Source organism: Fuerstiella marisgermanici (assembly GCF_001983935.1).
Classification (GTDB): domain Bacteria; phylum Planctomycetota; class Planctomycetia; order Planctomycetales; family Planctomycetaceae; genus Fuerstiella; species Fuerstiella marisgermanici.
The window spans coordinates 7794771-7816028 of the sequence record NZ_CP017641.1 but is presented as its reverse complement, the minus strand read 5'-3'; the positions used below and the strand labels follow the sequence as shown (position 1 = coordinate 7816028).

The window sequence follows — 21258 nt, the reverse complement described above, 5'->3', positions numbered from 1 at the left end:
ATCCTATTGCGTGCTGTACACCGAAACATCTGTCGCTGCGCCGTCACGGACTGGTTCAGCAATTCCCGATGTGCCTTCGGAAGTGCGTTTGACAAAGTAGCCTATTCCGGATTCTGCACCTTGTCATCCGTCGCATCAGCTGCGCCGAAAATAATTAGCGGAGCCTTGCCAGTCGTGAGCTTGCCCTCCCAATCGCCTTCGAGCGGGGCGAGTTGTTTGCCTTTGCCGTCTTCTAAAGACATGCCCGGAAGGTTTACTTCAAACTGCATGCGATAGTTTCCCGGCGGTGTCACGATTGTGCGGTTGGTAACGTGCGGAAAATCGGCGGCCTGAACTGGTGTCCCAGCGATACCCACGTTCCCCGCGAAGTAAGTTGTTGTCTGGCCCGGCAAAAGCGTCACTCGGCAAGACAGCGTCCAGCCCGAGTACCACGTGTGACCGACATTGACGGCCCCACCGCCAATACGGCGAGCTGATAGCCGGGCATCAGTAAGCCACGCAGGACTGCAGATTGTGATTGGATCCTGACTGACATTCTGTATGTGTAACTGCAGATCCGCACGGTCACCATGACGACAGATCGGACGACCAGTGCCGAAAGCGACGGCAGCTCGCAGGCCCTTTACAGGCTCGCCCCAGGTTAGCGACTTCTGCTGACCATTGTCGGACTGAGGCGGCCGGATCTCAAATGCTGTCTTCGGCGACGCGGCGTCGCCTGACCATGCCTCCAGCACTTTGCTGGTCGGCCGATACTCTGCAATGCGTTCGGACACTGGGGCTGCGATGCCGCGATAGCGAATGACGGCCGAATATTCACCCGCAGGAAGACGCTGACCAATGACAGGGTTCCATGTTTCAGGTCGCAGCAGAAATCGGTGAGACTGTTTCGGAGCCAACTCAGCGGTCAGCATCCCCGAAACAATCATGTGCGCATCCACAATCTGCACGTGCGGCTTCGCAATCTTGTTTCCATTCTTATCAAAGTAGTCGATCTCAAATAGATACTGGCTGTAGTTGTCAGAATTCGATTTGCCCTTATGTGCACCAAAGGAATTGCCGTATCGCGTATCCAAAATCACGAGCGGCTTGTCGCTGATGTTGCGAACTTCAACGGCGAAAGCGACTTCACTCCGATTGGTGAACAAGGGCATCGGGGAGCTCAGATCAATATCGTCTTCGCTCATAGCAGACATCACCGGGACAGCTCGAAGCTGCAAGCCGTTGTGCGCCTCACCCCAGCTAACCGCTTCCGATTCGTCGCTGGCTGCGATGCTGGCTGGTGAGTGCAACAGAAAGGCGATCGCCGTAGTGCAGAGCAGGGCGGGAGTGATGGATGCCGCCCGCAGCATGCGACCGATTCTCGAATCCGGTCGCACATCGAATGAGAGCTGCCACAATAAACTTTGCATCTGGATCTCCCCATAAAGCGACACGGACCGAAGCCCCCATGCGTGCGGAACTGCTGTGCAGTGTACGCCAGGCCGAGACACGATACAGGTCAGGCTTAGTCCAGGTCGATACTCACCGGAGCGTGGTCGCTGACAGTGATGCCGGCTTCCCGATGAATTGTGGCACTTCGGAACCGCGAGTGGGCAGCCGCATTCGCCAGCAGGTAGTCAATCCGCCAGCCACGGTCCAGTTCGCGAGCCCGGCCACGATTTGACCACCAGCTATATGGTCCCTGGACGTCGCCGAAGTGGTGGCGAGCAGTATCGTGCCAGCCCGCCTTCAGCAAATCGCCAAACCATTCGCGTTCGTGCGGGAGGAAGCCTGACGACTTTTCATTCGCCTTGGCGTAGAAGATGTCCTTCTCTGTATGAGCGATGTTCAGATCTCCGCCCAGAATGGCTGGGCCGGTTGTCGGCAGTCCGGTTACCCAACTGCGAAATCGGTTCATCCACGCCTCCTTCACGATCTGTCGCTCGGGCTTCGACGACCCGGACGGTAGGTAGACGCTGGAAACATTTAAGCCTTCACACAGGACGGAAATCAGTCGGCCCTCGTCGTCAGGGTCGGCTTCAGAGGTGCCAGTGCCAACAATCTCAAACGGAAGTCGACTCCAGACGGCCGTGCCGGAATACCCCTTTCGTTGGGCCGGATGCCAGTGGACGTGCCAACCGTCGGGACTCCGCCACTCCTCATCCAGCTGGTCGGGCGTTACGCGGATTTCCTGCAGCAGCAGCAAGTCAGGTTGGATTTCTGCAATTTGGTCGGCAAATCCTTTGCGAATCGCGGCTCGCAGCCCGTTCACATTCCATGTTGTGATTCTCATGTTTGCGTCCTCACGGCGGTGGACTTTGGGGAGTTTGGGGGAATTGATCCGGTTTTCTCATTTTCCACGGTTTGAGTTTGCTTTGTCCCTGACATTCACCGCATAATCCATGTCAGTATCAAAAAATCTCTGAGATGCGAGCATAACGCGGTGAATTACATCGTGGTGATCGCCTGACCGGAATAAGGACCATTGGAAATGAAGTTCCTCAAATCAGCTGCCCCGTTCTGCGTGCTTGGACTCGCACTCTGCGTGACCAGCAGTTCAATCTACGTCACCGTGAAGGCGGCCGCTCAACCTGCTCAGGTAGCAGACGAAGCGCTCACGCCGGCTCCGGTCGAAGAGAATCCGTTCGAATTCGCTCCGCCAGCAGACGCATCGTCCCCAGCAGCACCGGGAAATGTCCCTCCAGTGCCGCTGCCGATGACTCAAGCCAGCGTCAATGATGAAATCCTGAGCCCGGACGAAGTTCGGAATGATCGTCAACATCAGGTCCAGCTGGATGCCAACGGTGCATTCAATGGACGACTTTCAGCACTGACACGACCGGACGGAAACCTGGCTCCCGCAGCCGGTGCGAAAGTTCGTGTCGTAAGTGAAGGTGCGGTTGTCGCGTCGGCCATCACCAATGACGACGGTGGGTTTCAATTCACCGGACTTAGTGAAGGTGTTGTGGCAATCATCGCAACCGGACCAGACACGCTGTTGCTGCACTCAGTCCGCCTTGTTGCCAATGACGCAGCTGTCGCAAGAGCCAATACCGCAACGCCAGTCAGCCTCGAAAGCGACGCCGGTGTTCAACTGGAGCTGAATAGCGCAGTCGTCTCAGGTAGTGACATTGCCGTTGCTCGTCGGTTGATCTTCGAAGGTCTTCCGGAGAATGACCGTCGCTTCCTCGATGTGCCAAGCCCAAAAGAAGAAAGCTACCCATTCGGACAGGGTGAATCCTCAACGTCGCTTTCGCACCACCAGGTCCAGCTTCGTCCCGATGGCACTTTGGTTGGCTTGATGAACCTGCTGGATACCCGCACCGGACGTATTCGTGAAGTTATGGACCTGACGGTTTACTTCGTACGTGACGGCGAACTGGTTGGCAGCACCGATGTACAACCATCAGGCGAATTCGTGATGGCAGGTTTGGCTCCTGGCGTTTACAGTGTTGTCACAAATGGCAGCGATGGCGTAATCGCATTAGGCGTGGATATCGTCGGAGCGGTTGCTGGTCGCCAAGCGGCTGGAAAATACAAGCTGACGTCAATCGCTCAAGGACTTGATCTGGCGGTTGCCCCGGTAAATGCTCAGAACTTCAATCGAAACAATGCGGCCGCTTTGACAGACGGCGACCTTGATCCAAATTCTGATCCCGGCACGACACCGCCAATTGCTGGCGGCGGCGTCCCCGGTGGTGGATTCGGCCCAATCGGTCCGGGTGGCGGCGGCGGATTCGCTGGCGGGCCAGGTGGTGGCTTCGGTGGCGGAACGGGTGGCGGTTCAGGCGGTGGCTTCGGCGGAGGCGGCGGAGGCCTTGGTGCTCTGTTGGGTGCCGGAATCGGTGCTGGTATCGGCTATGCTGTGGCAGACGACAACGACAATAAGGTTGCCAGCCCTGATATTTAATGACAGTCTAAAAACAGAAAAGCTCAGTCCGTTTCCGGACTGAGCTTTTTTTGTGCCCGACGCTGATACGAGTTCACGCTACAGATTCCCCATGACGCCGTCGCTAGCTGTCGAAGCGCCGGAACAGTTCAGAAATTAGGCGCTGTAGTTTTTCACCGCCATCGGCGGCAACCTTCAGGATCTTCTCAATGTCGGCTGGCTCAAGCGCGTCCGGCAGGCACATGTCGGTCACGACTGAAAATCCCAGCGTCTTCATGCCGGCGTGCTTCGCCACGATAATTTCGGGCACCGTCGACATCCCAACAATGTCCGCCCCCATCAGACGCAGCATGCGGTATTCAGCGCGCGTTTCGAGGTTTGGGCCGGGCACGGCGACCAGCACTCCTTTGTGAGCCGACACCGACAGTTCCAACGCAACCTGCTGAGCAAGCTCAACAAGCTCGCTGCTATACGGCTCGCTCATGTCGGGAAATCTTGGCCCAAGCTCATCGTCATTCACGCCGCGGAGCGGATTGTCAGGCAGAAGGTTAATGTGATCTTCAAGAATCACGATGTCGGCCAGGTTCAGCTGCGGATTCATTCCTCCAACAGCGCTGGTAACGAGCAGAGTCTCGGCCCCCAAGGCCCTCATGAGTCGTATGGGAAACGTGACTTGCTGCAGCGAATAGCCTTCGTAGTAGTGAAACCGTCCTTCCATCGCGACCACAGGGACGTCGTGTAGCGTTCCACAGACCAACTGCCCAGCATGCGACGGAGAAGTTGAATCCGGAAAGTGAGGGATCTCCGCATAAGGAATCCGGCAGTCCACCTCAACCTGTTCTGTCAGTCCGCCAAGCCCGGTTCCCAGGATCATCCCGACCGCTGGACGGCCCTGCCAGTGCGATCTCACCGCGTCAACGGCTTCGGCCGCCTGTTGTCGAATGTGTTGCATCAACCAACCTTCTCACAGAATGCCATTGTTGAACCCGGCCATTAGACGGAATCCAAAAAAAGAGGCGTCCCTCATAAACTGCGGGACGCCTGAAGAATTCGAAAAACATCATCACCATCCGACCGAAGCGCAACTTCGGCCGCGTCAGCATGATGTCATCACCTGCCTAGAATTCGTCGTCATCATCGAAGCTGTCGAAGTCGTCGTCGTCTTCTTCGTCCTCGTCTTCAAAGTCGTCGTCGAAGTCGTCGTCGTCCAGATCATCTTCATCCAGATCGTCGTCTTCGAGGTCGTCGTCTATTTCATCGTCGTCGTCATCATCCAGATCATCATCGAAATCATCGTCGTCGTCATCCAGAATCAGATGAGGAACGTGGCTCACAGCGCCACCAGGCCCCCATTGGCTCCACATGCCAGTTCGGTCTTCAGTAATCGCGTCAATAATCATCGTCAGCAGCATCATCCAGCCCTCGGTCGAGACTTCCTCTGGCACAAAATAGTCGAATCAGGTTCCTGCAAAGACCGAGTAATAGTGGCATCAGGAATCTCTTGTCAACCCCTTGCTGCACCGGGTTTTTGGGAAATTCTGCGAATGCTGCAGAGGCTGACGATTCCACCATTGGCCCGCTTCATGGATTTGTGTTTCCAGCTGAAGCAAACCGCCCTAACATCCGGCTTTGTTGTTCAATCAGAATCGCCTCAACTCGCAGAGAATCTTCAGCGAAATGCCGAATCACGGGGACGAAATCCTATTGGAAGAAACGGCTTTCTGGGTTAGTACGCGCGGACGCTGCTTCGGACCGTTCGATTATCAATGGAGTGCGGACCTGCGGGGCATGGAGTTGACTTATCAGGGGCGCAAGTTTGGAGAAATCTGTGGCCGCGAGGAACTCTACGCGGACCTGACGGAATTTCGCCTGCCAATGTCGGTCTGTCGCGTCGCAACAATCACAGCGGGAACCATGGCCGTAGGTATTGCCAACGGAGATTGCCGTGAGCAGCGCATCGCCGTTTTGTTGACTTCGCTGGATGAATTCGGCTATCGCCGATACCGAGTTCGTGAGTCCGGCTGAGAAAAAATGTCGTTTGCACCTCGTCGCCCTGATTCACCAATCAAGCGTCCAACTGAGAACGGTGTTCTGCGGCCGCGCGCAACAGTGATTCGATACCGTCGTCGTCGAGCGTTTCCAACGCCGTTCGGTAATCTACCAAAAGCCGCTCAGCAACTTTGATTGCCGCAATGACTTCGTCCCGGTTTCCCGTCAGAATTGCCCGCCATAAAGAAGGGTCTCCGGCTGCGATTCGAGTGACGTCGCGGAACCCCGATCCCGTCATGGGCAGATTTTCGGGACCCACTGCAGATGTTGTCACGGCCGCCATAACGTGCGGCAGGTGGCTGGTGAGTGCCAGGGTGCGGTCGTGCTCAGACGCCGTCATGGTCACAACGTCACATTCCAGCCCGCGCCAGAACCGCTTAACACGATCTGTTCGGGCTTCGTCCGCCGTGTCCACCACAACGCAGACTTTCTGAGAAAACAGATCGGCTTCGGCATACTCGAAACCTCCCTGTTCTCCCCCCGCGATCGGGTGAGCTCCCACAAACAGCCGCTGTGACCGTTCGTTAGCAGCGACCTGTTTGCAAATGGCTTGCTTTACGCTGCCGGCATCGGTGATCGTCACATCATCACCCGCCAGCAAGGCAATGCGTGTGACTTCGGCGGCAATTAAATCGACCGGCAAACACACGACAACCAGTGCTGATCGCTGCAGAAGGTTCTCTGTGACGGAAGTGGTGAAGTCGGTCAGAAGGCCCGCCGCTTTTGCCGCTGCCAACCGCTTCTCGCAGCGACCAACTCCAATCACTTCACACGCCGGGTAACGCTGTCGAATTGCGGCGGCAATAGAACCACCAATCAACCCGACACCAACAACGATCACGCAGTCTTCAAATTTTGAGTGTATCTCCGGCATGGGGCGAATGATATTGTGCCGATATCCTCACCGCAAACGGGCGGAAAGCCGTTGCCTGCACGTTTCCTCAAGCCAGCAACCGATCCTCAGGCTCCGCGTCGGCAAACCGAATCGGCCGCCCGATCGGCGTGATAATTTCATCGTCCCACGCGATTCCCATCGACTTCATAATCGTCGCGTACAACTGTGGAATGGTAATGGGATCCTTCGGTTTCGGCTTCGCCTTACCGTCAAAGACGGCCGCCGGCGTTTCTCCGACCACCAACCCCGACCGAAAACCGCCGCCCGCCGCCACGCAGGAAAACCAATGAGGCCAGTGATCACGGCCGCCCGCAGGATTGATTCCGGGAGTTCGGCCGAATTCCGTAATGCAGAGCACGATTGTGGAATCCAGCAGATCTCGTTCTCGCAGATCCGTAAGCAGCATCGCGAATGCCGGGTCCAGAATGTCGGCCTGAGTTTTCTGGCCAGCGTGGTTGTTCACGTGCGTGTCAAATCCGCTCAACGCCACTTCAATCGCCCGCACACCGGTTTCGACCAGCCGTCGCGCCACAAGGCAGCCGCGACCGAAGCGAGTATCTCCGTAGGCCGCTTTCACCACTGCAGGTTCATCATCCAGTTCGAATGCCTTCAACTGTTCCGATGACATCATCGTGAGCGCTCGGCGAACCGTATCCGCATGTAGCGTGTCGCGATCCGCGGTGGGCCTGGCCTTCGTGAACTGGCCCGATACAACATCCAGCCCCTTCATCCGCTGGCGTTGACGTTGGTCTGACACGCTTGCTTTTAGATTCGTCAGTGATCGGCCCGGATCAAACACTCGAAACGCGTCCCATTTATTTCCGAGGTACCCGCCGCGAGGAAAGAAATTATCACCGGCCAGCGACACGTGCTGCGGGATCTCTGCCTTCGGATCACGAAGTTGATGAGCGGCAATGGCACCGAGCGACGGATAGATCAGCGTTGGCTCCAGCCGATAGCCAGTCTTTACGTAAGCGGCGCCTCGAGCGTGGTCACCTTCCAGTGATGTAAGCGACCTGATGAGCGTCACGTCGTGCATTTGCTCCGCCATCTGCGGCATAAAGTCACTAATTTGCAGACCAGGCAGGCTTGTCGCAATCGACTTCACTTCACCGCCGGACGGCGTCCCGGCATGAGGGTCCCAGGTTTCCAGCTGACTCATGCCTCCGTCCATCCATAGCGTTATCAGCGACTTTGGCCGCTCTTCCCGTCGAGCGGCGGCCGCTTTCGGCGACAAACCCGGCAGTGACAACGACAAGCCGAGGCCCGCCATCATGCCCAGCACGTCTCGACGGTGCAATTGTTTGTTACTATTTTCACGCATGTTCGTTCACCGGTTCCATGAAAACCCAGGACTGTTAAACAGCACCCAATACATGTCCCGCACGGCGTCTTCTTTCGAAAGAAATTCCGCCTCACCATTCTCATCCGTCGACTCTGCTTCCGCTGGAAGTTGCTTGCCGTCCCGTTCCGCTGCCCGCAGCCGTTCCACGAAATACTTTCGTTCCTGTTCACTGGGATACCGACTCAAACACGCCAGAAAACAGTTCTGTACAACGGCTTCGTCGTCACCCGAATAATTCAGAATCTGCCCCGCCGCCGAAAACAGCCTGGTGTTTGTCAGCTCGCGAGTAAACTTGCCGTTCATGCGCAACAGGGCCTGAGGGATCGTGCCGCTTTGCTGCAGAAGCTCGTCGTCTTCAGCGTCTCCGTAAGCTTTCAGGAAATCAGACTCGTTGTTGAATCTCATGAATCGCACAAACAGATTTGAGTTGCGATCGATCGTCTTCACGCTGCCTGCCTGCACCATTGTCCCGATGATCTGTTCCGGTCTTAGCCGAACCAGAGGAAACACGGCCCACTCGCGACTCATTTGTGAATACAAATCCTCGTCCGCCCAGGAGACTTCCGACTTTTGCCGGAAGGCGTCCGATTGAGCGATCAGGCGGATCAAGAAGTGCAGCCGACCGCCATTATTGCGAAACTCACGCCCCACGACGTCCAGCAAGTCGTGATCGGCCGCGTCTTCAGCAGGGTGCCCTAAATCGTCAACGGGGTCGTACCACGATCGCCCAAACATCAATCCCCAAACACGATTCGCGATCGCTCGTTCAAATCGGCGGTTGTCCGGATGGATTACCCACGACGCCAGTCGCTGACGTCGCGAACCGTCTTCCTGCATCCATTCTTCGTGAAAGGGAACTCGCGGCGCAACCACGCGGCCGTCCTGCTCGCCAGGATCGATCACTTTGTATTCCACCGGCTTGTCGTCGTCCGAAGTAGGATCATCAATCACCCCGCCAATCGTCACGCGAGCCCGCCCGAAGAACGCCGCCAAACCCTCAAAGTCGTTCTGCTTCCACGTGTCGAATGGGTGATCGTGGCATTGAGCACAGTCGATACGCTGGCCGAGGAAGGCTCTCACGGTGCGGCCTGCCAGCTTACTTTCGTCGAGGCCTTCATCCGGAATGGAAGCCGCCGTGATAAAATTGGCCGCTCCGTTGCTCGTCCAAAGACCGTCGGCTGCAATCAGCTCGGTTGTTATTTCCGGCCACGGTCGATCAGCGCGAAGCTGTTCACTTAACCAGTCGCGCAATCGATCGCGTCGAAAAATCACGAATTGACCTTCTTCGACGCCGGAAAGAACGCGGGCCAGCCGGTCAGAAAAGTAGTCGTGAAAACGTTTGTCGGCCAGCATCTTCAGCAACCAGCGTTCGATGCGATCGTCCGGGGAATCCGCGTTGAAGCTGTTGATTTCTTCCAGTGAAGGAATCGTGCCGTGCAGCGCCAGGGACAACCGTCGAAACACGGTCAGTTCGTCCGCCAATTCGGCCGGTTCAAGGCCCTCGTCTTTCCAATGTTGTCGCAAAGCTGCGTTGACGCGCGACACCGAGGCGTCGATGTTTCGATCCGCAAGCTGGACAGGCTCGGCTCGCGGTGGAGCGTCCGCTTCGCCCGCTTTGATCACCAGCAACAGCAGCAGACCGACCACACACAGGCTAAAAAGTATTGCGATAGGTTTCATGCTCGTGCTCCGCATTATGGCGATCGACACAGATCTGTCTGGTGTCGCAGCCCGCAGGCATGGATAATCTTCCTGCAGCAACCGGCTGTTCGCGAGAATGCCCGATTTATTCGAATCCAATGCCAGGTTTTCTCATCGTAGTTCGAATGCCATGCGAGGAACAGATGATTTGAACCCGGAAGACCTCGACATGCCGCTCCCAACCTATCCGTCAGCACAACCAGTCGCCAGTGTCAGCGACGATGACACCGCCGCTGACGTCGAAACGGATTTTACGGCTAAGCTTGTATCGACCGCGCCAGATTCGCTTGAAAGTCAGTTGGGACCGGGCCGGTTTCCGGGAATTCGCAAACCGTTTCGAAGCCTGTGGTGGCTGGTTCAGGTGGTGTTGGGGCTCGGTTTTCTGCTGCCGCTGCTGGCTGGCCTGGCCGCCATTCCGGGCGTCAACCTGTTGTCATTGGGAATGCTGTTGGACGCTGAAGCGCGAGTCGGCAAGTCGGGCCGCTTTCGTGATGGAATCCCGCTGCTGGCCGTTTCCACCCGCATCGGCACCATTGGGTTAATGGTGTTCATTTTTCTGGTCCCGATCATGATGACGTCGTCGGTCGCGGAAGGTCAGCAGGTGGTTTCGCAGTTGTCCGGTGGATCACTCAACGGCTTATCCTTCGTCACTCGCGTTTTGCAGGTTGTCATTTTCTGCCACCTGCTGCTGGCCATTGCCAACGGAGGATCTTTCGCCTGTTTCCTCAGACCCATCAGAAATCTTCGCCGGCTCATTCGCGATGTGCGCAGCGGCGAGTATTCGTCGAATGTAAATCTATGGACAGAACGATTAACCAACGTCTTGCGACCATGGCATCATCTGAAGCTGGCTGTCTGGGGAGCCATCGGGGCGCTATGCTGGCTGGCCATCCCAACCTTGCTGTTGGGCGCGTTGTCGACGCAGCCTCATGAGGATCTTGGCCCCAGTGCCATCGTGACAATACTTGGTGCCATCCTGATTATCCCCGTCGCGGCGTGGCTGCCGCTGTTGCAATGTCATCAGGCCGTCACAGGCCGCTTCAAAGCAATCTTTGAAGTCCGCAAGGCGCGGGAAATCATATGCCGCGTCCCCATCCGCTGGGCAGTTGCCACCATCCTGCTTTACGGACTAGCCATTCCGTTGTATCTGTCGAAGGTCGTGTCCTGGCCGGTCGATGCGTTGTGGCTGTTCACGCCGCTATTCATCATCGTGATCTACCCAACACGTATCCTGATGGGCTGGGTCTACGGTACTGGCGTGCAGAAAAATCTGCGAGCCCCCAAACTCATTCGCTGGCCAACGAAAGTCGTGATGGTGCCTCTAATCGCCATCTACGCGCTGACATTGTTTCTGTTGCCAACGATTAGCGAAGCGGGCGGTCGAGCGATGTTCGAAAACCACGCCTTCCTGCTGCCTGTCCCGTCGGGCGAACGAAATTAAGATGAGCAGCAAGTGCTGAGAAACCTCGTCAACCGAACGCTCAGAATCCCGTTGACGAAAGAATCTCCTGAGCTCCCACACCTGTTGAGAATTTACTGCCAGATGGTGTCATCAGGTGAGCGTAAATTCTGGTGTCCGTGTCTGCACTCAGGAACCTTGCGGCACCATCGCAGGTCACAACATTCACGCCGCCAGGGTGATGTGAATTTGGAAACGGCCGAATTTCTTCAGGGCCTGACGTGGCTCCATTAATCACACCAAATGGATATCTTGGGTCAAGTGGCGCGGCATCATAGTAGGTCGCAGCCGTCAGACCGGTTGCAGAACCGGCTTGATCCAGTGGGTCGAGTGGATAAACAAAAGTACAAATTTTGGCTCGCGGGTCGCCCCAATACTGATCCGCGCCCGCGTTGATATTTTCTGTGACCAACAGCGTGTTGCTGGTGCCATCGTAAATGGTGTCCAGTTGCTGGCTGGCGTTTCGCGATGGCCGAGGACTGTTGTTGCCGTCACGGTCGACGATCTCTTCCCACAGAACTCCGGAACGACGTGAAATCAGGATATCCTCTTCATCGTTCGCACCACCGGTCAGGTTGAAGTCGATGTCGGTATCGTAAGAAAGGTGAATGTTCGCACCACCCGTCCAGCCACCTCCGCCGCTGACGAGTCCGGATGTATCGATGTTCGCGTAGCCCACATTCACCACATAACTCAACACACCGCCGCCGCCATCCGCCGAAGGATCGTCCGGACACGACAGGATACTCATGTTGTATTCGCTAATGAGTTGCCGGTTATTGATTCCGCCTGGCCCATCCACTGTCCCGTCGTGCTTGTCGTCAAAATTCCAGCGATCGAAAATGTCCTGTCGATCGAGTTCCGACAGGATGTCGACAACCCAGTTTCGCAAAGCACTTCGCCCGGTCGACCAAGTTCCGCTGGAACTCTTGACATCGCCCCAGACGCCGTATGCGGGGAACTGCCCATTTCTGTTTTTCGATGCGTAGGAATGTAGTCCGAGTCCGATTTGGCGGATGCGATTGAGGCATTGAGTTCGGCGGGCAGCCGAACGAGCGTTCTGAACCGCTGGCAAAATGAGTGAAAGTAAAACGGCAATAATGGAAATCACCACCAGCAGTTCGATGAGCGTAAATCCGCGACGATTACCTGCTTGTTTTTGCGACGGCCGGTGCATGAAATTGCCTCAGGAATCATTGAAGTAGTAGTAATCTGGGCGAACTACGGTGCATCAACAGATCCCCTCAGATATCAACTAACGGTGACGCAATTCCTGTGCCCGTACCGCATCTGATCGACCACGAACGTTGTGAACTCAGAAAATCATCCACCGTGCCGTGGCTTCGCCAATTCGCCGCCCCGGCTGCAGAAGGACTTTTCATCGTCACTATGTTCTCAGTTTGTTACGGATCAGAGTTTTGAAATCAATCGAAAACGGGGACGGCTGACCGTGCCGACTGCCACTGCGGACAGGAAATGATCCGGACCACGGCAGAATTCTCCATGTCCTGGCAGATACCCGGGCTCCCGGACTTCGTTCGGCCAATGCCACGGTAGAATGGCTGGCCCACCAGCGGACGCTGGAATCCACACACACAAATCACTCTGATCAGAATCGGAAAGTACAAATCATGCGACGCCTCAAGTTTCCAATGACGATTGCTGCCGCGCTGCTTTGCGCGATGCCTGCCAATGCCGCCGACAATCAACTTTCCGCCGAAGAAAAACAGGCTGGTTGGCAACTTCTGTTTAACGGAAAAGATCTGACGGGCTGGAAGTGCAACAACGGCAAGAAAATCATGGCGCCAATTGAGGACGGAGCACTCGTCCCGTTCAAGTCGGGCGGGTACATCATCATTCACGAACAACAGTTCGACAACTTTGTCCTGAAGTGTGACGTCCGCTGGGAAGATCCTCGCTGCAATTCAGGAATCTTCTTTCGAGTCGAAGACCCTGAGAATCCGGTGCACACAGGTTTCGAAGCTCAGGTCATGAGCGGCGATAAGACTGGCAAGCACGAATTCGGCGCGATCTACGACCTCGCAAGCACCACCAAAAACGCCGGCAAGGAAACAGGTGAGTGGAACGCGATTGAAATTCGCTGTGACGGACCGCACATCAAAGTGAAGGTCAACGGCGAGGAAGTGGCCAGTATGAACTGCGATGACTTCGACCAACCCGGCGTCTGCCCCGACGGTCAGAAGCACAAGTACACGCTCAACACAATGCCTCGAGCAGTGAAAGACTTCGCTCGTTCCGGCTATCTTGGATTTCAGGATCACGGCCACAAAGTTTGGTACAAGAACGTCAAGCTGTTGAAGCTGGCGCCCTAACCGTAGGCCGTCAACCAGCCGGATAACTCTGCCGCTTGCGTCACGTGGACGCAAGCGGTGACCTGCTGCGTGGTCCGTTTAGCAGTCTGCCGATCGCCGTATATCGAACCAGGTACTGGTAGGTAAGTAGCAGGAACGCTGAAATCACAACCAGAACAACGCTGAACTTCAGAAAAGCCGGAACTTCCAGGTCTCGAACCATCCACTGTGCCAGAATCACAAGTGGTAAATGGGTGAGGTACAGCCAGTAGGATGAGTCGGAGATGTATCGTAACGCCTTGCTTTCCCCCGACAGAGTTCGGCGGAACAGCCCGATGCACCCAAAGATCATAAGCCAGGCAAAAGCAGCCTGCAGCAGGTTGCTCACAAGATGGTGTGTCGATGAGTCTTCGATTCGCGGCACGATGCCAAAGGTGCCGTCAACTAAATCCAGACCGATCGGGAACACGACAAACATCGCAACCAGCAGGCTAATTGGCCACCAACGACCTAGTTGCCCCTGGCCGTCATTCATGTCCCAGTACACAGCACCGAAGAAGAAGAAAATCGCGTAGTAACCAAACACGGCAGGGATCGGCAGCAAACCGACAGACGAATCAGGACCGAAGATGCCCGGTTGCATCAACGACAGCGGCAGCGTGGTGAGTGGAATCACCCACAGCAGACTGGCAGGCGAACAGATCAACCACCGCGGCAGCCTCTCAATCTTTACGGCGTTAGCAACAACCGCATAGATCAGAAAAGCCACAACCAGCCAGCAAAGGAACGCCAGAAACCAGAGATGCATGAAGACTGGCATTTGAAATAACAAACCGTACAAAGCCGCGTTGCCGCCACTCTGATTGCCGTCAGAAGAAACATCGGCCTCTGCCCCGAGTTGCTCAGCGATTTCCTTGCGGCCAGCCATCAGTGTCTGTTCGTCGAGTTGAACTCCGAGTGAACCGGCGATGAAGGCAGTCGTGCCGAAGTCGATGCTTAGCAGTTGCTGCGGTGTTTGACCGGTCCCGTCTTTCACGTCGACATCGGCTCCGGCAGCGAGCAACATTCTCGCCTCTTGTGCTCGCCCCATAAAAGCCGCGATGTGCAGTGGGCTGGCCTTGTCACGGTTCGCGAGGTTGAGATCTGCATTCGCGTCGATCAACAGTTCGACGATATCCGTCTGTCCCAGAAACACGGCTGTGCACAAGGGTGTCGAACCGGAAGCTGGATCGGCCGCATCGACATCGATGCCAGGTTTCTGAAGCTCGGCCTGAACCGAATTAGTGTCGCCGGCAACAACAGCCGCATAAATCGTCGAACCTTCGGACTGCCCCGGTGATGGCCGAGACGCAACGTAACCGACGGCCCACATGGCTGGCACGATTGTAACACAGCCGATGACGAGCGGAAGAAGAATCCGTTTTACTCGCTGCTTCACGAGGCCCTTCAGAGTCCGCTTGCGCCACAGCATGGCGGTAAAGAATCCGCTTAACATAAAGAACAACGGCATGCGGAATCCGTGAATCACGGAGAACAACACGTTATAGAAACAACTGGTCCTCGAATCGGTCACCAGCCAAGGGATCGTGGAAAACGACAGAGCCACATGCAGCACGATCCCCAACAACATCGCGATCGCGCGAAGTGCATCGAGATCGTGACGTCGGGCGACCGGTTTCTTTAGGCCGGGCTCGCCAGGACTGACGACTGGCGTGACCAGAGGCGGTTCAATAGTAAGTGAGCTCATCGCTAGCTACCGTTAGAAATGGGATAGTGAGTAGACGGCCGACAGAGTCAGCACACGGATCGCCAAAGTCACAGGCGAGGGAGAGCCTCAATTCCGCGCAGCCACCAGCGCTACGGATGCGCGGGTTACCTCACGACAGAGACTCAGTCAACAAAAAGCGAGTTGGCGTGGCAGAAGCTCGCCGTCACTGAATATTGACGCTCTCGATTTCGTCGAGCGCGCGATATGCGGAGGCAATACTTTCGCCGGAAAGCCGGGTCCTCCATGCGTCGCCAGACTTCAAGCCTCGCCGGTACAGCCACAAGGAACCGACCAGCCCGACGACGCCAACCACCAGCGAAACAATCAGTGATTGCGGATACAGCACCGCGTCAAAACCGAACGCGACGCAAACGGGGATCCACATGAGCCACCAGGCGAATCCAATCGTCACGCCAGCTGTCACATAGGCCGTTCTGACTTTGCCGAGTTTCGTGCGAATTTCGTCGAGCGGTTTCGAGTAATCAATGCGTTTGATCTTCGTGCAAACGTTCGCCGCCGTACCAATCACGATGACACCGTAGACGTGCAGAATCACTCCGCAAACGACTCGCCCCGTGTTGTCCATATTTCGAGCCCAGCACTGTGCGCCGAGGACGATAAGGAGCACGCCAATAAGAACCTGAATTATCTCGCCACGGAACAGCGGCCGGAGTGACTCGCGAACGCGATCCATCAACTGACGACGCGTCAGCAAGAATCGAGCGGCGACTTCCTGTTCCTGCAGACTCGCAGGGGCGGATCGGCTGGTCTCAGACGCAAGTTCGCTGACCACGGTCTGAGCGAAAGCCGGGTTTTCAGACGAAGTAATCGACTGCACGTCCGACTTAATCTGACTCGCACGTTGGTAGCGGCGCTGTGGCTCTTTTTCCAGCGTTCGCAGAACAACATCGTCCAGGCGAACATCAATCTGTACTTTGGCAGACGGTGCGGCAAATCGTCCGATCGGTAACTCGCCGGTCAGCATTTCGTAGATCACAACACCCAACGAATAAATGTCGGCGCGGTGATCGACATTGTGTGTGCCTTCAAGTTGTTCTGGTGCCATGTAACGCGGCGTGCCCATCACCTGATGAGTTCCAGTCAGCGTGTGCTGCTGTTCGTCGTTGTCGAGAATCCGTGAGAGTCCGAAGTCTGCGATCTTAACGGAACCGTCCACCGACATCAGGATATTTTCCGGCTTGATGTCTCGATGAATCACCCCTTTGTCATGAGCGTACTGCAGCGCATCGCAGAGGTGCGGGACGATCGCCAGCGCGTGCGCGGGGGCGATTTCTCGAGCGGCAACCACGTCCCGAAGTGTTGAGCCTTCCACAAACTCCATCAGAAAGTAGTAGGTGTCGGCCACGTTGCCGAATTCGAATAATGCCACGATGTTCGGGTGGTTCAACTTCGCAAGCGTGCGAGCCTCACGAGTGAACCGCAGCGCGAACTTCACGTTGTGCCCAAATTCTTCCGGAAGGATTTTGAGAGCGACAATGCGGTCCAATCCTTTCTGCTTTGCCTTATAGACCGCGCCCATCCCGCCCGCACCGACCAGTTCCATGACCTCAAGCGACGGAAACAGGCTGGCAAGTCGCGCGACTGTCGGAGGTTCGAACGCGCCTTTCTTCCTGTCCGAATCGTTGAAGGCCTCGTTGATAACGCTGGCGTCTTCAGCAAATCTCTCAAGGTATTCCTGCTCCGTCGGTGTCTCGCCACGGCGACGTCGGTAGTCAACGTCAAGCACGATCAACTCGGCCAGCAGCGCTTCGCGTTCGATCGGATCGGATTCAGCCGCAACTAGATCTTCGATCGAAGCCGGCTTGTTTGCCTGCCATTGTCGCTCGAACGCGGCGCACAGATCATCAATCCGTTCCAGAGCCGCGATCGGTAGTTTGTGCTGACGAATGCTCATTGTGTGCAATCAGTTCCTGCTGACATTTTTCTCGAATCAGATGCAAACGACGCTCGATCGTTCGCTCAGAGCACCCAAAACGCTCAGCTAATTCCGCGTTTGAATACCCCTCTAACTTGGCACCCGCTAAATCTCTGAGTTGCCCGACACCTAAATGTGAAAAAAGTTGTTCCACAGATTCCTGCATCATCAGCACCATTTCCGGCGATGGCTCGTCACCAATCGCTTCAATAACGCTTTCGTCACCGGTGCGGCCATTCAGTGAATGCATTTGAACACCGCCCCCGCGTCGCTGCCGCTGATCGTGCCTTCGCTTGTCGATGACCTTTCTGCCCGCCATCCTCAACAGCAACCGCCAAAGATCATCGCGGTCCGACAGATCCGGAAACCGACCCTTTTCTGCAGCTTCGTAAAAGCTGTTGAACACGCTCAGGACGATATCTTCCTCATCAGAAACCACCCGATTCTGCCCATACAGCCGCCCCCGAACGGATCGCACGAGCCGGTCGAAATAGTGCCTCCAGATCTGGTTGGCTGCAACCGTATCGCCAACCTTCACCAAATCAATCCAGTGGCTGACATTCGAGTTTTCAGACATGCAACATGACGTCCCTAAAGCCAGGGGCTTTGATTTACAGAGAGCCAAGTCTGCCACTTCAGCGAGCGAGAAACTTTAGCTCGTTCGCAGTCTATCATTCGACGGCGGTCGAGCGGCACCCAGAGGTCCTGATTCGTCCGCACCGACTCCAGTCGCGCGAACCAGCCGACCGCACTTTGACCGGAAACAATCGATTTGTCACGGGGCAGTGGTCGGCAGAGTACAGCACTGAGGTCAGACTATGGCTGTCCGCCACGATTCGGTTAGAGGTCGGTCATGGTTGGTGGCTTCATGCGATGACGGCCGTGTACGGACCGGATATCGATCGAGATCTGATCTCGTGGTTTAAATGTCACCATCCAGTTAGCAACACGCAACAGGAATCCGGCTTCAACGATAGCAGTTGGGCGCAAACGACTGCTATCCGGCGGACAGAAATTTCGAGCAACTGATGGATTTTAAGCTAGTGTTGCACAGCGGCAACATCTGCCTTGAAACCCCTGCGTGAACTGGTGCAGCCAGACAACCTGACTTGCAGCCGCGCGATCTGTGCAACGTGGACTCAGCGAATGAAGTATGCCCTTTGGATCACAGGTTTTCTGGCCTGCCTGGCGGTTGTGTTTCCCGAGTTCGTTGTCCTGGGATATTTCTTTCTGATCGTGCCCGGAGTGATCCTCACAATCGCTCCAACCGTGTTTGTCTACCTCGCAGGGACGGCGGCTGTTCGTCGCGTGCTTCCCATCGCTTCGCCCTTGAAAGCGACGGCAGTGAGTTTCTGCTTAGTGCTTGCACTCGGGTGGATCGTCATGCAGCCGTTTCGCAGCAGTGCGCTGAAGACATATGCCAAAGAGTGCCAACCTGACATTGTGGCCGATCTCCCAATCGAACTTCGCGGACATGTCCGCATCGAAGCGACAGATTCACGGAAGGCTCCGGATTGCGACTACCTCTGCCTTTCTGTACTTGATTCGGCGCGGGTCGAAAGTGTGACGATCGTTACAGCCGGGCGCCGCAGCCGTCCTCAACAGCAGCAATCCGCGGCCTACACGTTGGAGTCCGCAGAGGCGAACCCGACTCCCGGCCTGTTTCCTTCTGAGCCTGGACAGATCGTCCGGGAATTCCGTCCTTTGACCCAAACTTTCGGAGGATCGAAGCTGCTCACTTCGATCAAAGCAGTGGAGGCTGATTGGGCAGTACGACTGGCGGACCGTTCGCGATTGCGAAAGATCGATCCGGTTGCTGCGGATGCGGCTGACTGGGTCATACGTATTGACCGACGAAGTTCGGATTCCCACTCAACAATTCGCCGAGTCACCATCTGTGATTCAGCGGGGCAAGTTCGGTTTCGCAAGAGCTACATAGAACGTCGTGTGCCAGCCGCGATGTTCTTTGTAGGGTTTAAGGCAAACTTCGGCGGCGGAACCCTCTCTGGAGCCTCCTTTTCTGTCGGTCGACAACGCTGGCATGCCGGCGAGCGGTCTTTGCATCTGCAATCTGAACTGCTGAGTGCCATCCGGTTTCGGGTTCCGGAATGCGATCCGCGATCCATCACGCGATTGCGAGGTTTAGCGGTGCAAGCTCTGAATGATCCCGAGGCATCAGAAGTGCAGCTCGATCTGGCTCGCAGATACCTTGGACTGTTCTACTTCGATGCGACTGAGCAGGACCATGAACTGATTGCAGAAATCGTGTCTGACCCGCGTGTCAGAAACATCGACGACCAGCTGATGAATGTCTTCTCGAAAAAGAAGACGCCGACAGCGATGCGAAATGCGTATGCCGAACGAATAACGATGGACCACACGTCGGCGGAATTGAGACGCTGGCTGGCTGAAAGCATGGCCGGTCTTCCAGTCGATACTTTTGCTATTCCGACAGCAGCCCATTATAGAATCTGGAATTCGCCTGAACTCTATCGGGATGCAGGGGCGTTTCTGTGCAGAACCGCTGATCTTGGAGCGACGCAAGCACTTCCAGTCCTGCGGGCGGCTCTCGATGCAGCGATCACAATCCCCACCTGGTCCGAACGTCGACCATTGATCGAAGGAATCCGCGAGGCATTCGTTCAACTCGGCCCCTCGGCTTTCAGTGAAGCGTCGCGTGTGAGCGAGCTGTTTCTACTTCGTCCTTCACCGCTTATGAACAATGCCAGGCAGGCAGATCAATGGCGATTCGCTCTGGCTCGAATGGGAGTCGACGTCAGCGACCTGCCATTTTTCCCAAATCAGTCGACCAGCGCGGCCCAGCGCATTTCACAGAAGGTCGCTCAGAAACTTCGCCGGTATGAACAAGACCTTGTTGCGAAATCAGAATGATGATTGAAACTTTATGGACTCACGTCGTTGGGTACGGCATGGTCATAGCGATGATGTCCGGCATCTGGAAATCAAATGCCCGGCGTTGGACGCGACTGGCTCGCGTCTACAGCGCTGCGGGCCCGTCCGATTGTGACGCGTCGAACTGTGTTAGTAAAGGCATGCAGACCGTCATCCTCACCGGTCGCGACATTGGGTGGAACTCATACAAAGGAATCGCAACGGTTAACGTCACAAGCGAGGGCATTCTGTTCCAGCTCATGTTTCCGTTCTGCACCTTCCACCCACCCCTTCTGATCCCCTTTCGGGACATCCAGGTTGTCCCAAGGCAATGGTACTTGTTCGGCAAGACTTTTCAGCTAACGCTCGCGCGTGTGAAGGATGTGCAGATCATTGTTCACAGTGAATTGATTGACTGGATTGCAAGACAAACCAGCCAGCTTGCCGTCGAGATCACGCCTGAAGAACGAATCACTCATAGTGATCGCCCCCGAACCCCTGAAGTAATTCACTGAATCCTCGGCTGCCACGAGCAGAACAGCAAACATGCGTTTCAGACAAACGTCAGTGCTGTCGGCGTCAAGCCCGTTAACTCAAACGAACAGGGTTCAAGCTACCGCCCCCATCGTCGTCGCAGGTGCAGGCCAATTGCCATTTCGTTCCTGGGCCGTCAATCCGAGGGCTACGCCACTCCGGTGCCGCACGCTGAGCGATACTTTGCACCAGGCTTGCGACTGTGGCTGCAGATCGACCGAAGGAAGGTGTGACGATGAGAGTGCATCGGAATCGACAGAGAAGCGCTCGGGATTCATAATACCTCTGCTTGAATGGCGCACAGGTAACCGCTTCCAGGCTCGGCGACGGGAACAGCGAGATAAGTCCAGCCCTTCGGCCGTGCGCGGGCGATCACGTCGACTTGGATCGGTAGAGCGATCTATTAGACTGCAAGGCAGCGTCGTTGCGATGATTTCGCAGCTTGTCGAATAGATCTGGCTGCAGCGGCGTGATGTCACATCCCGCCCTCGAGTCGCGC

General features: G+C 55.9%; 17 protein-coding genes. 6 read left to right on the top strand and 11 right to left on the bottom strand.

Translation table 11 applies throughout. The features are described 5' to 3' along the window. Positions 1–101: 101 nt before the first annotated feature. Positions 102–1409, bottom strand: coding sequence for a hypothetical protein (locus Fuma_RS29390; RefSeq protein WP_145944444.1), 1308 nt, complete (start codon positions 1407–1409; stop codon positions 102–104). A gap of 95 nt (positions 1410–1504) precedes the next feature. After that, a complete protein-coding gene (locus Fuma_RS29385; RefSeq protein WP_077027251.1) occupies positions 1505–2272 on the bottom strand; it encodes an exodeoxyribonuclease III in 768 nt (255 codons plus the stop codon). 198 nt (positions 2273–2470) lie between these two features. On the opposite strand from Fuma_RS29385, the gene Fuma_RS35760 reads away from it, so the two are divergent. Continuing rightward, positions 2471–3889, top strand: a complete 1419-nt coding sequence (locus tag Fuma_RS35760; protein ID WP_145944443.1) for a carboxypeptidase-like regulatory domain-containing protein — start codon at positions 2471–2473, stop codon at positions 3887–3889. Between the two features lie 103 nt (positions 3890–3992). On the opposite strand, the gene Fuma_RS29375 is transcribed toward Fuma_RS35760, so the two are convergent. Both Fuma_RS29375 and Fuma_RS35755 read right to left on the bottom strand, forming a co-directional pair. Next, positions 3993–4820, bottom strand: coding sequence for a purine-nucleoside phosphorylase (locus Fuma_RS29375; RefSeq protein ID WP_077027249.1), 828 nt, complete (start codon positions 4818–4820; stop codon positions 3993–3995). A gap of 166 nt (positions 4821–4986) precedes the next feature. After that, complete coding sequence (locus Fuma_RS35755; protein ID WP_179954424.1) at positions 4987–5313, bottom strand: hypothetical protein; 327 nt, start codon at positions 5311–5313, stop codon at positions 4987–4989. A gap of 232 nt (positions 5314–5545) precedes the next feature. On the opposite strand from Fuma_RS35755, the gene Fuma_RS29360 reads away from it, so the two are divergent. Then, positions 5546–5893 carry a hypothetical protein gene (locus Fuma_RS29360; RefSeq protein WP_077028634.1) on the top strand — a complete coding sequence of 116 codons (348 nt, stop codon included), beginning with the start codon at positions 5546–5548 and terminating at the stop codon, positions 5891–5893. Positions 5894–5933: 40 nt separating this feature from the next. On the opposite strand, the gene Fuma_RS29355 is transcribed toward Fuma_RS29360, so the two are convergent. The 3 genes from Fuma_RS29355 to Fuma_RS29345 all read right to left on the bottom strand — a co-directional run bounded on the left by Fuma_RS29355 (position 5934) and on the right by Fuma_RS29345 (position 9837). Then, positions 5934–6791: a prephenate dehydrogenase gene (locus Fuma_RS29355; RefSeq protein WP_077027247.1), complete on the bottom strand. Its 858-nt coding sequence runs from the start codon at positions 6789–6791 to the stop codon at positions 5934–5936. A gap of 67 nt (positions 6792–6858) precedes the next feature. Next, positions 6859–8136: a DUF1501 domain-containing protein gene (locus Fuma_RS29350; RefSeq protein ID WP_077027246.1), complete on the bottom strand. Its 1278-nt coding sequence runs from the start codon at positions 8134–8136 to the stop codon at positions 6859–6861. A gap of 6 nt (positions 8137–8142) precedes the next feature. Beyond that, entirely contained in the window at positions 8143–9837 is a 1695-nt protein-coding gene (locus Fuma_RS29345; RefSeq protein ID WP_158521177.1) for a DUF1549 domain-containing protein, read from the bottom strand. A gap of 151 nt (positions 9838–9988) precedes the next feature. On the opposite strand from Fuma_RS29345, the gene Fuma_RS29340 reads away from it, so the two are divergent. Further along, positions 9989–11299 carry a hypothetical protein gene (locus Fuma_RS29340; protein ID WP_077027245.1) on the top strand — a complete coding sequence of 437 codons (1311 nt, stop codon included), beginning with the start codon at positions 9989–9991 and terminating at the stop codon, positions 11297–11299. A gap of 40 nt (positions 11300–11339) precedes the next feature. Here Fuma_RS29340 and Fuma_RS29335 read toward each other — a convergent pair whose 3' ends face one another. Continuing rightward, the gene (locus tag Fuma_RS29335) at positions 11340–12494 is read right to left on the bottom strand and encodes a DUF1559 family PulG-like putative transporter (protein WP_077027244.1); all 1155 of its coding nucleotides are present in this window, start codon (positions 12492–12494) and stop codon (positions 11340–11342) included. A gap of 454 nt (positions 12495–12948) precedes the next feature. Between Fuma_RS29335 and Fuma_RS29325 the strand changes: the two genes are divergently transcribed. Continuing rightward, the gene (locus tag Fuma_RS29325) at positions 12949–13650 is read left to right on the top strand and encodes a 3-keto-disaccharide hydrolase (protein WP_083732410.1); all 702 of its coding nucleotides are present in this window, start codon (positions 12949–12951) and stop codon (positions 13648–13650) included. Between the two features lie 40 nt (positions 13651–13690). Here Fuma_RS29325 and Fuma_RS29320 read toward each other — a convergent pair whose 3' ends face one another. From Fuma_RS29320 to Fuma_RS29310, 3 genes are all read right to left on the bottom strand, one after another. Beyond that, positions 13691–15376: an acyltransferase family protein gene (locus tag Fuma_RS29320; protein WP_077027242.1), complete on the bottom strand. Its 1686-nt coding sequence runs from the start codon at positions 15374–15376 to the stop codon at positions 13691–13693. 184 nt (positions 15377–15560) lie between these two features. Continuing rightward, positions 15561–17312, bottom strand: coding sequence for a serine/threonine-protein kinase (locus Fuma_RS29315; RefSeq protein ID WP_218922323.1), 1752 nt, complete (start codon positions 17310–17312; stop codon positions 15561–15563). Beyond that, positions 17263–17910: an ECF-type sigma factor gene (locus tag Fuma_RS29310; protein ID WP_077027241.1), complete on the bottom strand. Its 648-nt coding sequence runs from the start codon at positions 17908–17910 to the stop codon at positions 17263–17265. Before Fuma_RS29310 ends, Fuma_RS29315 begins: the two co-directional genes overlap by 50 nt. 569 nt (positions 17911–18479) lie before the next feature. Here Fuma_RS29310 and Fuma_RS29300 point away from each other — a divergent pair. Together Fuma_RS29300 and Fuma_RS29295 are read left to right on the top strand one after the other, a co-directional pair. Next, on the top strand, positions 18480–20225 hold the full coding sequence (locus Fuma_RS29300; RefSeq protein ID WP_077028630.1) for a hypothetical protein: 1746 nt from the start codon (positions 18480–18482) through the stop codon (positions 20223–20225). Beyond that, complete coding sequence (locus Fuma_RS29295; protein WP_077027239.1) at positions 20222–20740, top strand: hypothetical protein; 519 nt, start codon at positions 20222–20224, stop codon at positions 20738–20740. Before Fuma_RS29300 ends, Fuma_RS29295 begins: the two co-directional genes overlap by 4 nt. Positions 20741–21258: the final 518 nt, after the last annotated feature.